Origin of the sequence: Domibacillus sp. 8LH (genome assembly GCF_038806185.1) — a bacterium.
Lineage (GTDB): Bacteria > Bacillota > Bacilli > Bacillales > Domibacillaceae > Domibacillus > Domibacillus indicus_A.
The window spans coordinates 138,304-151,353 of sequence record NZ_JAVJNG010000001.1; the positions used below are offsets into that span (position 1 = coordinate 138,304).

The following is a 13,050-nucleotide window of genomic DNA, read 5'->3' on the forward strand; positions in this document are numbered from 1 at the left end:
GGCGCTAGAAAGGCTCGCCAAGATCGCACGCTTTTTGTAAGGCCCTTTCTCTGGACTCCGCCGCTATAAGCAGCCACAGCGTTCGATTGGAGGTTGTGGCATACACGCGAACCGGGATAAAGCCGAGCTCATTTTGTTTTTTCATCTCCCGAATCGCTTCGTTATCCATCGCTTCAAACGGAATGTTGTTTTCGCCCATTTCCGCATGGACCACCCTGCGGCGCAATAAATCGAGCAGCCCATAAACAAGCGTATCTTCCTGCCGTTTAAACGCTTCCTTAAACAGAGACCGGATCGTCACGGTCAACCAGAATGCCCGTTTCTTTTATGTAGGTGACGGTCACAAACCCCGTCTGGCCGTTTCGGTTTTTCGCCACAATGATCTCCATCCGTTTATCACCTGCTTGTTTGGAATAATAAGCGTCCCTGTATAAAAACAGCACCACATCCGCATCCTGCTCCACCGACCCGGAGTCCCGCACATCTGAAAGCATCGGCCGCTTGTCCGCACGTGCTTCCACGGCCCGTGAAAGCTGCGCCAGACAAATCACCGGGCAGTCAAAATCTTTTGCCATCGCTTTTAAACCTTTTGAAACCGCCGCTATTTGTGCGGTCACGTTCCCGTCAAAAAAATGCGGCGGCGTAATCAGCCCTAAATAGTCGATAAACACAACCGGGCGGGCTTTCGGATCGTCAATAAGCAGCCGCCTGATGGACGAGCGCATATCAGACACCGTAACGACAGGCTGATCGACGACATACATGCCGAGCCCGGCTACTTTTTGAACCATCTCCGGCCACTTTTCCTTTTGTGCTGCAGTGAACAGCTCATACGGATTACGCATTTTCGTTCGGTTAAACCGCCCCTCCATCGCTAAAATCCGCTTGATGAGCGCGGCGGCCGGCATTTCAATCGAAAACACAATCGGCATATATCCTCCCTGTGCGGCCATTCTTGCCAGATGCAGCATCACGTCGGTTTTGCCCATCGATGGGCGGGCGCCAATGACCGTCAGCTCGCCTTCCTGAAAGCCGCCGAGCGTTTCATCGAGCCCTTTGATGCCCGTCATCGCGCGCTGCACCTGCTCTTCTTTCACAAACGGCGCTTCGCGGAGCGGCTCCACCAGCTCTGATGTCGACTGTGCTCTTTGAATGCGGACGCTCCCAATACGGGCTGCTTCTTCCATGATCCGGTCCGCCGGCCATTCTTCTGCCGATGCCCGAATGCACATCGAACGGATTGCCCGCTTCTGCCACTCTTCAATGACGAGCACTTCATAATGCGAAAACCTCTCCACATTCGCATGCGCGACCAGGTCATTGATATACGGTGCTCCGCCAAACGACTCAATGAGCCCGCCGACCGACAGGGTCACGACATCAACGATTCGTCCGGCCTGCGCCTCTATTTGAATCAAGGAAAACAGCTCCCGGTGCAGCGCCGATTCAAAATACGCCGGCACAATCTGCGTATCGAGCGCCACCCGGCTGTCGTGCAGGCAGGTGCCTAAAACCGCCATTTCCGCCCTCACCCGATTCCCTCCCCGGCCTCGATATCGAGCACAAGCGGCTCATACAACGGAGCGGCTCCGGCTCTTTCCGTTTTGTTTTGCACATCTCCGAGCGATGTCCGTCCTTCTGCCTGCCAGCTGCTCAGCACCTTTTGCACATACGCATACGGCTTATCCGCCTCATGTGACCGCTTCAACGCTTCAATGACCAGTTCTTCACTGAGTGCGGAGCACCAATCTAAGAGACCCTGCTCGACTGCTTGAGAGGCCGGGCCAAATAACTTTTCCCAAAACTGCACGACCGCCGGGCAGCTTTCCGTTCGGTTCAGTTCCGTTTTCTTTCCGTTTTCTTTTTCTTTTTGGTCACGTAACGTGCACGTATCGTACAAGGACCGAATGCGGCCATGCGGAATATGTGCCGCCACAAACGACACGAGTGACACATCTTTAACTAAAGACAGCTCTTTTTCTACACAATCCTCGACCGGCTTGCCGCCCCGCGTGAAATTGAAGCGGCCCCAGTGCCGGATCGCCATTTCGCCTGTTTGTTCACTCAAGCGGATGATTCCTTCCTCCTGAAGCACCCGAAAACATTCCTCTACCTTAGGCGCCGCCATTCCCATTTCAAACGCCGCTTTGCGTATATTAATCGGATAAATGCCAATCTGCGTCGTCTGGCTGTTCGTGAGCATATATAAAAAACAAAGCTTCTCCGCCGCTGACATGTCCATCACCTTATCATCACTCCAGAAATTCGCATACACAAACCGGTACTTGGCCATTTATTCGCCCTCCTGACGCTCGATCCACTCAGACAGCGTTTCCTGCGAGAAAAAAATCCGCCGCCCTACCCGGTAATGAGGTACCGACCCGTCCTGCACATACCGGTACAGCGTCCCCGGGTATACACCTAAAAACAAAGCCGCTTCCTTGATCGTCATCCTTGTTTTCACCTTTTTTTCTCTCCTTTCATTTTTCATGTACAGGACGAAGAAAAAAATCGATACCCGAAAGCAAAAAAAAGAAGGCTGCTGTTCGCTGCCTTCCCAAAATCTTCATCCCTTATTGAAAAACGATTGTCACACGGTAAGGACAACTTTTCCCTGCGCATGTCCCTCCCCAAAATACCGAAATGCTTCAGCCACTTCACTTAACGTATAGCGTCTGTCAATAACCGGCTTTACTTTGTCGGCTTCTGCCAATTCTTTTATATAAATTAAATCTTTTTGATTTGCCCGCTGCAACATGCTGCCCATTTTCTTTTTTGCCGTTACGGAGATCCAGGGCCCTAATAACATAGCCTGGGTTAATTGTACACTGGAGCCTCCAACGTGGACAAAGGTCCCTTTCGGACGAAGGGCACGCTTATATACAGACATCGGCTGGTATCCATTTACACCTAAAATGAGGTCATATTCCTGCTTCTTGTGGAAAAGGTTCTCTTTCGTGTAGTCTATTACATGGTCGGCTCCGAGCGATCGCAAAATGTCGACATTCCTCGTGCTGCACACACCGGTTACTTCTGCCCCGAATGCTTTGGCAATCTGTACAGCGAACGTGCCCACCCCGCCGGAGGCCCCGTGAATCAACACTTTCTGCCCCGGCTGAATGCCGCCTTTGTTCCGCAGGCCCTGCAAGGCCGTAACCGCCGCCATCGGAACAGCCGCCGCTTCCTCAAACGACAGGTTGGCCGGCTTGTGAACCAATGCTGTTTCAGGTACACATACATATTCAGCAAAACCGCCCCAGCCGCTGCCGGACAGGTCCGCAAACACTTCTTCCCCCGGCTGAAATTGTTGCACTTCTTTTCCGGTCGCTTCTATCTTCCCTGCGATATCGCCTCCGGGTATCGTATATTTCGGTTTGAATAGACCGAAAGCCAGCCGGGCTGGGAGCGGCTCTCCCTTCAACAAAACAAGGTTGCCATAATTAAGAGAAGCAGCCCGCACTTTGACCAGCACTTCATTGTCACGGGGAACAGGCTTTTCCACCTCTTTTACTTGGAGAACATCCGGCGGACCATATGCTGTATACACGATCGCTTTTATAAAGCTCCCTCCCTTGTTTCCGTCGAATATTGATATTTTACTTACTTATCTCGAATAATGATCCTTTAATAAATAAAGGCCTCCACATTAGAGATATTCGAATAAAACGAGATTTATGAAAAAAACAGAAAACGGAAACAAGCAAAGAAGCAAAATTACCGCTCTTTCTGCCGAGGCCAGGAAACAAACTCACCTTCCAGACATTGAAATAGCACTTCATCTCCATCGATCACCATTAAAATGCCATCACGCTCTAGTTTTCTTCCAACAGCTAACGACAAAGCTTTCCCGTACTCATTTTCCCAACTTTTCTTACCCAGCTCTTCCGCAAAAACTTTCCGTGTCCGAAATCCTACTTTCAATGCCAACTCATCGAGACCATCTCCTACCGTATGACAACGTCCACTTTTGTAAAAAATGCTGGCTTCTACACAACGAGAGTCATCGTCATATTCATAAAATCCTGACACTCCGCCTTCAATATCTGGAAAAACCATGTAGCGTACGGTTACTCTTTTCATAAAAAGAACCCTTCTCTCCCTAATTTCTTAGAATAAAAGAAGCTTTATTACAAAAAGTTCAATATAATAAATACTTTTTCCGCCTCCGGGGTAAATGCTTAAGTGCGAAGAGTAATCGAATGTCGAGGAAAATGGAAGAATTTATTGTGCAGAGCTGTTAGAAGGAAGAAAATATGGTGATTCTGGTATTTGCACAGTAACGCATCAATCATAACTTGGACCCTGGAAGCCATGTATTTCAAAGCTTATCCGGGCCAGGCAGAGAATCAGGCGTTGAAGGACGTACTGGCTTTGACGGTGCCGAATGAAGAAGCAGGAGAGGTAAGAGATGAAACGTTACTCAGCGCTCTATCCCTGTTTGGTAATAAATAACACTATAACTTTTATCCTCACAGAGGAGATTGCCCGGCGAGATGCAAAGAAAAAATTATAATCACTAAAAAGGGCTGCCAGCGGATCATCCGGCTGTGCAACCCTTTCTTTCTTTTTTATGAGGTGTGTACTAAAATTTCCTGAATCATAGTTTCTTAGTCCTCGGAATGAATTTTTGTGGCCCGTCCCTTTGAGATAATGAGCTTAGCGTTCGGAATTTCATCAACCAGGGCAAGTTCGTGCTCAAGCCGCAAAATTATATCTTCCGTACTAGGGGTAATTAATATTGGAACATGAATGTCTTTTATTTTGTCTCCGAAGAAATGGTATCCTTTTAACTGCGTATGGTTAGACATTCTGAGCAGATGGTTCAGTGTTCACCCGGTTCATTTTGGTTCTTACAAGCTCGTACACTCGTTTTTCGTTAAATACATGCGCGGAACCGGTGAGCAGTTTCAATTCATCTATACCGCCTATCGACATGCGGTCGATGTATGCCAGGATCAATACCGTACAACTATAAGACGCCTGCCACATCATCTGCCCTGTCTGTGACTGTATATTTGGATGGCTCCTGATCGTATGTGACCGAACAGCTGACACTGCGGTTGTCCTACCAACTCACAAACCGACCGGTGTGCGCTAATTGCCGGCAAAAAGCTTCATTCCAATACACCATCGAATTCATCACGCCCATACTGCTGAAATATCCGACGTTTACGTTTTCTGCAAAAAAGAGTTGGCAAAGTTGCCATGTATTAAGCTTCTTGTAAATTTCATAAATAAATGATAAAGAAAGATATACTCTTGTAAAAAGAGCCCCTTAACAAATTACAATTCTTGAACTTTGATCAGCTTATTAAGTAAAAGCTGACCATCTTTAATAATAACTAAATACTCACTGTTAAACGTTTTATATTGGTTTGAGCCGTCTCCATAATAAATATTGTACTCTTCATACGTGGAAACAACAAAACTCGATGAAGTGGAAGAGGTGATATCCTCTACACTTACATGCAGCAATTCTTCTGTAATTCCTTTTTCCGTTACGTATTGAATATAATCTCTGGATTCATTATATGCTTCACCTGCAGGATCCATCAATAAAGAAACGAGAGAAAAGTCATTATTGTTCATAGCATCTACACTCGCATATAAATACTCTTCCATAAATGTCCTAACCTGATCATCTGTAGCGTATACAGTTGTTTCACTGTCCGCTGCATTCACTTCAACGTCCTCCGAAGAAATTTCCTCTGTAGACAATAACTGATGCACTCTTAAAGCTCCGTTCTGCGACACTTTTAAATTGTACGTATTTTTAAACGTTTTAAATTTCTGAGAGCCATCTCCATACCAGATGTTATAATCCTCATTAGTGGTTACTTGGTACATTTCATCATTTATTTGACTCACATCAGTAGCTTCAATCCACACATTTTCTTCTGTAATACCTTTCTGATCGAGATAACGAATGTACTCTTTTTGTTCCTGGTATGCTTCACCGTTCGGGTCAAGCATGTGGCTTACCAACGAAAAATCTACTTCATTGATGGCGGACACTGATGTCTTTATATAATTACTCATAAATTCACCAATTTCCTCATTTGAATAAGAGACAGCCGTTTTGGTTTCTTCCATTGCAGGTTCTTCTATTGTGGGTTCTTCTTCTCTTTCTTCCACAGGTGTTATTTCAGAAGCTGGTTCCTGTACCGGTGTTTCTGTTACTGTGCTATCGATTTCGGACGCTGCAGATTCTGTTGCTTCAGGCTGTTGCACAGTCTCCACGTTTTTTTCATCGTCAGAAAACAACCCTACGATGAAAAGCAAAGCGAATAGGAGAACCACACCGTTTACAATTGTTCGAATAAGCGATTTCTTTTCCTTCGGTTTGGGTTCATAATCGGGATTGTTATTGAAACGGTCAGCCGTTTTATATGCATCGTAAATACCCCAAATCCAAACAAGCGGATATGTAATAAAACCGATTAGTACAAACATTAAAGCTGCATTAATCATTTGTCCAGCAATCAAAATAAGCCCTTTTCTAATCTGACCGTTATAAATTTGACCGACACCAGACCAAAAAAAGCTTAGTATAGCAGCGATAATTGGTTTTGATTTCTTCTTAGGCTGCTGAAAAGGCGGAGTTGGCTGTTCCGGTTTAGATTTTTCTTCAGGTTCTTTCTTAGTTTTTTTAGATTCTTTATGTGCTTCATCCGGAGCAGACACAGGTTTTTTTTCCTCTTTTTCAATAAGCCCTGCTGCTTTCTTAGACTGTTTTTTCTCATGCTGTTCGGCATCCACCATTGCTTCTTCCAATGCTGATAATGTTAATGGTTTTTGAGCAGCGATCCGTTTAAAAAAAGACTGATCCAGCAGCGAGTAGGACTGAATAACCGACAGCAGTTGCATTACATCTGATTCCTCAGTCTCATGTACGGAAGAATGCAAAACCGCTGATTCTCCTGAACCATACAATATGGCCTGTCCATCATTAGTCAGCCAGATGTTCTCTGCTGTAATCGCACCATGAATCATCTTTTTTTTGTGAAGATGACGAAGCGCATCCATCACCTGTGAAATGTGCTGTACTGACAGGAGTTCGACTTGGTGAAGCGATGTTCCTTCTCGACTTTCAAGAATCGTATACGGCATCTGATTTAATATAGATGTTGTAATAACACGCGGCAAATATTTAAAGTTCGTCACAGTGAGCTGATATTGATCATAAAACTCAAACCAGCGATCAGTAATGGATTTGTCAGGATGCCGGGGCATCCTGATTTGAACGGTTTGCTTATTTGCATTTTTTGCCTCGTAGATATGAACAGCGCCGTCATCAGCTGTCCATTCGCGAATTATCGTATAACCATCTAACAAAATCATATTCTTTTCCTCCCTTCATTCAAGCTAATTTCACATTTTCAATTTTACGAATGTTACTTTCTTTTTGCACGATTGTGACTGAGACCGTCTGCTGCTGGTTAATACGGAACGTGATTTCAATATCCAGCTCTCCAGCCGGCCGTTTAGTTAAACCTGAAACGTGGATGGTTCCAATCTTTTTATTGTTTTTAATAAATTTTGAAGATCCTTGATACAAATCGATATCCAGTTCTTCACAATTATCAGTATTTGTCGTAAAGATCCGTGTCGCTTCACAGGGCGTCCGGCGGTTTCCCGGAATAAGCATGCTGAATCGCCCATCGCCAAGTCCAATACCAAGCGCATGAGCAGTTGCTGTTTTAATTTCAATTTCTTTTGACCACTCAACCCGCTCATCTAAAAAGGCAGCGTAAATGCTTGCGCCTTCTGCAACGCAAAGGTCTGGATCAATATTGCCGAATGTTTTATTTGAACCGAGTTTCTGTGTTAATATCTCTTCGATTTTTGGAATTCGGCTTGAGCCGCCTACCTTAATAACTCGGTCAATATCACTTTTCGATAAAGATGCTTTATCGATCACTGTATCGATAATCGCATCCATTTTGTTGAAATATCTTACCATACACTGTTCAAATTCTTCTCGTTCAATTTCAATCTCAATATGTTGCCCTGGCAAAATATTGGGCTTGATAATATCGGTTGTCTCCTCAAAAGATAAAATTTCTTTTGCTTCTTTTGCCGCTTCGAGAAGAGCCGTTTTTGCTTTGAGCACATTTTCTGCAGACTCATTTTGAAGGTTCAGACCTGCTTTTTTTTCGATATACTCGGATAATACTTGATCAAAATCCAGTCCTCCGAGACGATCGTCACCGCCTGTTGCCAATACTTCGAATGTTAGTTTTTCTTCACTATTTGTAAAGCGAAAAATGGTTAGATCGAACGTTCCGCCTCCAAGATCAAACACCATGATTATTTCGTCATTTAATGTTTCTTCTTCATGAACTCCGTATGCAAGGGCAGCAGCGACAGGTTCCTGAATGATTCCAAGAACGTTAAGTCCGGCAGCTGTTGCGGCTTCGGATGTATTCGTATTTTGCAGCGCTGTAAAGTAATATGGCACGGTAACCACAACACCCGCCGGGTCAAAGCCAGGTGTTGATTTTTCTGCATACTCATACACGTCCCGCAAAATCATAGATGAAATTTCGACAGGAGTAAATTCTTTATTGCCCAGTTTAATTTTTTGATTGGCATCATCCATCATACGCTTTACGCCTATCACGGCATTTTCTGGATCAATCAAAGCCCTTTTTAAAGCTAAATTACCGACAAGTGGTTTTTCCTGACGTTCGTCGTAATAAACAACAGAGGCCCATGTATATTCACGGCGTGGATTTTGATATACCTTTGGTCCTTTCTCAGTCCACCGTGAAATAGCGGAGTATGTTGTACCTAAATCGATACCGAGCACCGGTTTTTTTTCGTTATCAATTCTCATTGCTCTTGGTCCTCTCCAGATTGTGGTGCATATTGCTGCGGATTTTTCACAACGATAACTTGTGCCGGGCGGATAAGAAAGGATTCCTGCTGGTAAATCTCTTGTCCGTAGACAAGGCCGAAGCGAACAACTTCCTTAATTTGTTCATCTTTTAATTCTGCATCTTCTATTACACCAATCGGTTCCTGTTTTTCTTCATTAAAGGCAGAAGCGATTTTCGGGATGTACAATTCAATTGCATACTCAGTGAAAAAACCTTTGAATTCACCCATCAGATCATCATAAACAGTGAGCCAGCGGAAAATGTCCGTATACTGTTCGTGATTTGATTCTTCAAGTTGTTTGCTCCAATCAGCAGCGAATTTTTTTCCGCTGTATAAGCCATCCATCACTGGTGCTGCCGCCTTCTCAAAAAACGATAAAAAGCGCTTTTCCGCCTGTTCAATGCACTCATTCAGTTCAGTCAGCACCTCCTGATTTGAGTGAATGGCATTTTCAATGATTTTGACATCATTTTGTTCCTTACTTTCTGTTTCTTTCTCTGCCTCTTTTACTTCTCTTATCTCTTTTTGTGCCTCATGATCTGTCACTTCATTAATTAAGACCTCTTCTTCAAGTGCTATCTGGACGTTTTCATTGACCTGCTTTTCTTCTTCCGTTGCTTCATTAAAAGAAACACCTTCTTCAACAGACAGCCTCTCCTGCTTACGATTTTGCAGAATCTGATCTGCCAGTGCTTCACTTGTCGTGAAAGAAAGCGCTGTGTCCTGCACTTCTTTGTCAGGATTCCATTTTTTCAACAGCCGGCTTGCACTTTTCACTGATAATCGAATGCCTTCTTTTCTATTTTCCAGCTTTTCAATTACATCCGCTTCCAGTTCATCTGGAATTGTTAATTCTTCATATCTTTTCTCAAAGAACGCCATGATGAGTTGGATGTCTTTCTCAAGCTGTTGAAACTCATATTTCCATCTATTAAGTTTGGTTCTTTTTTGATGATAAAGCGATTGATCATGATTAAATGTTTTCAGCAATTGCTCTTTTGTCATGCTTCCTGCTCCTAGTCTCTTTGAATTGTTAGTTGACTTGATACCGCTTCTTCTCCTTTTAACACAGCAGTTACAATGACCTCGTTTTGCTGGTTGACATCAAAGTTGACGGCAATACGGTGCTTTCCTTTTGGAGCTGGTGGAATGCCTGTTAAGAAAAATTCGCCGATACAAACACATTGTTCATCGCCAACGTAAGAGACTTTTTCTAGTGTTTGAAAAACGGTAATACGCATTTCCGTCATATTGTCTTCCGGTGTACTATAGACATTTTCGCTTGAGACAATCGGCTGTTCATCTGTGAGTTCCAAGCCTTTTTCAATAATTGTATTAAAGCGTCCTCCTCTGATTTCAATACCGAGGTAATGTGTAACAATATTATTCATCTTAATTTCGCTATCTGGCTTATCTTCTTCGTCGGTTTCATTTGTCTCATGAAGCTTCTCTGTTGGTACGCCGATACTTGCGCCAAAAATAGCCGCACCCTGTGCAACAATCGTATCAGGGTTCATATTAGAATAAGGCTCCTTATTTAAAAGCCCTTTAATTTTTTTGCTGACAAGCGGGATCCTGGATGAACCACCTACTAAAATAATGCGGGAAATATCGCGTGCATCAAGTTCTGCGTTTACCAATGCTTTTTTCATTGTGCTGATTGTTTGTTCGATAATCGGCTCAATCGCTTGTTCAAATTCATCACGTGTCAGTTCAAAATCCACATTGTGGATCGTGCCAAATTCATCTTTAATCAAGTTAGGGATTTCAATAGCCGCAAATTCCATCTCGGACAATTCTTTTTTCGCCTGCTCACATGCTTCCTGCAATTTTTGCTGTGCCTCAAGAAGTTCAGTGACTGACACACCTTGGTCTGCTTCTAAATCAAGTAAATCCATTTTGCTTTTTTCTTTGAAATCATCAGCGACCATCTTCATGATGACCTGGTCGATATCGTAACCACCCAGTTCTGGATCTCCTTCTTTTGCCAAAATGGAAAATGTTGCTGGTTCTTCTTCAGATGTGCTGTCTACTTTTAAGATCGAAACATCAAATGTGCCGCCGCCAAGATCATAAACCATAATCGTTTGGCTGCGTCCTGCTTCCATTCCATAGGCAATTGCAGCGGCTACAGGCTCTTCTAATAAGTATGTAACGGTCAAACCAGCTAGTTCCGCAGCTGCTTTCGTTGCTCTTTTTTTATTGTCATCGAAATTGGCTGGTACGCAAATAACAGCATAAGCCGGCGTACCTTTCAAATCAATTTCTTCTTGATTCATGACGTACTCTTTTATTTTCGATAAGATTTCGCCTGAAATGTCTTCAGGTGTATAAACATTTCCGTAAAATTCTTTTTTCCACTCCGTTCCCATCTCCCTTTTAATAAAAGAAACAGTGTTTTCTGGATCAATCAAAATGCGCCGTTTTGCCACTTCTCCCACCTGAATATCTTCTTCTGTGCGGAAGCTGACAACGGATGGAATGGTTTCTTCTTTACCGAGTTTAATCATCGATGGTTGTCCTTTTCGATAAATCGAAACGGCAGAATTCGATGTTCCAAGATCAATTCCTAGAATATATGGACTGTTTTTTTCAATGATGGCCATGTATGAGTCTCCCCGCCTTATTTATTTGTATCAATCTCAACGGATTGTATTTGTATTTGTCTGCTATCAATCATGTTTCGAAGCATAGGTAAATTAACTAGTTCTGTTTCAAAGTATTCATTGATAATAGGAGCATTTTCTGGCAGTTCACTGCTGGAAAGAACAAGAATGCCGTCTTCATCAAGCTCAAAAATAGCTGCAAGCGCTACTGGAGTTTCTTGAGGGCGAACGGGGAGCACCATCTGTCCAAGCTTATCTCGCTGATCCGGCACCATTGATTCTGTTCGAAACACTTGCAGATTAACAGCTTTTTGATACGGTTGGATCGTAAAGCCAATCGTTGAGCCCATTGCCGGAAGTTTCGTATTTTTACGAATCAAATGTTCTATGTACTTAGTGCCATTTGAAAGCATTTGAACACCAAATGAATGTGCTGTAACATCTTCCACTTCGATTGGAATTGGAGCCGAATCAATATCCGGAGCTGATAAATTGGCCGCCATAATGGCAGCGCCATGTGCGACAATTTCGTCGACGTTGTCGGCAATAAACGGTTTCTTAATTTCATTTGTCACAATTTCCTGTACCGCTTTCATACGCGATGAACCTCCGACCAATATGACTCGGCTAATATCGCGCTTCGTCAAATCAGCTGAGCGCAGGACATCTTGAATTTTTTCGATCGTCCGATTCAAAAGTGGTTCAATCATTTTGTTGAACGTGTCAATTGACAACTCTTCATCAAGATGTGTATTAAAAATATCAGGAATCGAAATATCGGTTATGTCGCTTTCCGATAATTCTTTCTTCGCTTCTTCCGCTGCTTCTTTCAGTCTTTGCAAGGAAATGGATCCTTCCTGGCCATTTCGCATGCCGGATACAGCATTGATTTTATTTAATAAATACTGCACAATTTTGTCATCAAAATCATCGCCGCCAAGCAATGAATCACCATCAACAGCAATGACTTTAAACGAGTTGCTCTCTACTTTTAAGATGGATACGTCAAACGTACCACCGCCCAAATCGTAAACCATAATGGTTTGGTTTCGTTCTTTGTCCAAACCGTAAGCAATTGCCGCTGCTGTCGGTTCTGGAAGAAGACGTAGCACATTTAAGCCAGCCAGCTCTCCTGCTTTTCTTGTTGCTTCCCGCTGCTCGCTTGTAAAGTATGCTGGAATGGTAATAACCGCATCAGTTATCTCTTCACCAAGATATCTTCCAGCTTCTATTTTTATTTTTGATAAAATTTCTCTTGCTGCATCTACAGGTGTTATGGTTTTACCATAAACCGAATAGATCTTTCCTTGGTCACCCATATAACGTTTAGATGATGCAATGCTGTTTAAAGGGTCAATATAAAGACGTGATTTTGCCGAATTTCCGACAAGAACGTTCTGATTGTCTTTATAAGAAATAACAGACGGCAATATCTTCTTCCCATCTACTGGAATACTTTCGATTTTTCCTTTTCGATAGACGGCTGCTGCCGAGTTACTTGTTCCTAAATCAATGCCAATTGCTAGTCCCAATCTATATCACCTCTTGATCCCATTCTTTT

13 protein-coding genes are annotated in these 13,050 nt (G+C 43.4%); 1 reads left to right on the forward strand and 12 read right to left on the reverse strand.

What is annotated here, in order from left to right; all coding sequences use genetic code 11:
- Nucleotides 1–4 precede the first annotated feature (4 nt).
- From RG959_RS00710 to RG959_RS00735, 6 genes are all read right to left on the reverse strand, one after another.
- A complete protein-coding gene (locus tag RG959_RS00710; RefSeq protein ID WP_342795570.1) occupies nucleotides 5–307 on the reverse strand; it encodes a hypothetical protein in 303 nt (100 codons plus the stop codon).
- Nucleotides 279–1,532, reverse strand: a complete 1,254-nt coding sequence (locus tag RG959_RS00715) for a replicative DNA helicase (protein WP_342795571.1) — start codon at nucleotides 1,530–1,532, stop codon at nucleotides 279–281. The genes RG959_RS00710 and RG959_RS00715 overlap by 29 nt, the downstream gene beginning before the upstream one ends.
- Complete coding sequence (locus tag RG959_RS00720; RefSeq protein WP_342795572.1) at nucleotides 1,529–2,293, reverse strand: DnaD domain protein; 765 nt, start codon at nucleotides 2,291–2,293, stop codon at nucleotides 1,529–1,531. Before RG959_RS00720 ends, RG959_RS00715 begins: the two co-directional genes overlap by 4 nt.
- A complete protein-coding gene (locus tag RG959_RS00725) occupies nucleotides 2,294–2,464 on the reverse strand; it encodes a helix-turn-helix domain-containing protein (RefSeq protein WP_342795573.1) in 171 nt (56 codons plus the stop codon).
- Nucleotides 2,465–2,590: 126 nt separating this feature from the next.
- Nucleotides 2,591–3,559, reverse strand: a complete 969-nt coding sequence (locus RG959_RS00730; protein WP_483298842.1) for an NAD(P)-dependent alcohol dehydrogenase — start codon at nucleotides 3,557–3,559, stop codon at nucleotides 2,591–2,593.
- A gap of 155 nt (nucleotides 3,560–3,714) precedes the next feature.
- Nucleotides 3,715–4,080, reverse strand: coding sequence for a hypothetical protein (locus tag RG959_RS00735; protein ID WP_342795575.1), 366 nt, complete (start codon nucleotides 4,078–4,080; stop codon nucleotides 3,715–3,717).
- Nucleotides 4,081–4,311: 231 nt separating this feature from the next.
- On the opposite strand from RG959_RS00735, the gene RG959_RS00740 reads away from it, so the two are divergent.
- A complete protein-coding gene (locus tag RG959_RS00740; protein WP_342795576.1) occupies nucleotides 4,312–4,452 on the forward strand; it encodes a hypothetical protein in 141 nt (46 codons plus the stop codon).
- Between the two features lie 348 nt (nucleotides 4,453–4,800).
- Here RG959_RS00740 and RG959_RS00745 read toward each other — a convergent pair whose 3' ends face one another.
- The 6 genes from RG959_RS00745 to RG959_RS00770 form a co-directional block, all read right to left on the reverse strand.
- Nucleotides 4,801–5,055, reverse strand: a complete 255-nt coding sequence (locus tag RG959_RS00745; protein ID WP_342795577.1) for a hypothetical protein — start codon at nucleotides 5,053–5,055, stop codon at nucleotides 4,801–4,803.
- Between the two features lie 228 nt (nucleotides 5,056–5,283).
- Entirely contained in the window at nucleotides 5,284–7,341 is a 2,058-nt protein-coding gene (locus RG959_RS25565; protein ID WP_483298836.1) for a TcaA NTF2-like domain-containing protein, read from the reverse strand.
- 19 nt (nucleotides 7,342–7,360) lie between these two features.
- Nucleotides 7,361–8,839: an Hsp70 family protein gene (locus RG959_RS00755; protein ID WP_342795578.1), complete on the reverse strand. Its 1,479-nt coding sequence runs from the start codon at nucleotides 8,837–8,839 to the stop codon at nucleotides 7,361–7,363.
- A complete protein-coding gene (locus RG959_RS00760) occupies nucleotides 8,836–9,888 on the reverse strand; it encodes a hypothetical protein (RefSeq protein WP_342795579.1) in 1,053 nt (350 codons plus the stop codon). The genes RG959_RS00755 and RG959_RS00760 overlap by 4 nt, the downstream gene beginning before the upstream one ends.
- An 11-nt stretch (nucleotides 9,889–9,899) precedes the next feature.
- A complete protein-coding gene (locus tag RG959_RS00765; protein WP_342795580.1) occupies nucleotides 9,900–11,489 on the reverse strand; it encodes an Hsp70 family protein in 1,590 nt (529 codons plus the stop codon).
- 17 nt (nucleotides 11,490–11,506) lie between these two features.
- Nucleotides 11,507–13,021: an Hsp70 family protein gene (locus tag RG959_RS00770; protein WP_342795581.1), complete on the reverse strand. Its 1,515-nt coding sequence runs from the start codon at nucleotides 13,019–13,021 to the stop codon at nucleotides 11,507–11,509.
- Nucleotides 13,022–13,050 lie beyond the last annotated feature (29 nt).

Excerpts from the sequence above, each read along its gene's own strand:
- RG959_RS00765 (WP_342795580.1), bottom strand. The coding sequence starts at position 11,489 with ATGGCCATCATTGAAAAAAACAGTCCATATATTCTAGGAATTGATCTT.
- RG959_RS00755 (WP_342795578.1), bottom strand. The coding sequence starts at position 8,839 with ATGAGAATTGATAACGAAAAAAAACCGGTGCTCGGTATCGATTTAGGT.
- RG959_RS00735 (WP_342795575.1), bottom strand. The coding sequence starts at position 4,080 with ATGAAAAGAGTAACCGTACGCTACATGGTTTTTCCAGATATTGAAGGC.
- RG959_RS00720 (WP_342795572.1), bottom strand. The coding sequence starts at position 2,293 with ATGGCCAAGTACCGGTTTGTGTATGCGAATTTCTGGAGTGATGATAAG.
- RG959_RS00760 (WP_342795579.1), bottom strand. The coding sequence starts at position 9,888 with ATGACAAAAGAGCAATTGCTGAAAACATTTAATCATGATCAATCGCTT.
- RG959_RS00740 (WP_342795576.1), top strand. The coding sequence starts at position 4,312 with ATGTATTTCAAAGCTTATCCGGGCCAGGCAGAGAATCAGGCGTTGAAG.
- RG959_RS25565 (WP_483298836.1), bottom strand. The coding sequence starts at position 7,341 with ATGATTTTGTTAGATGGTTATACGATAATTCGCGAATGGACAGCTGAT.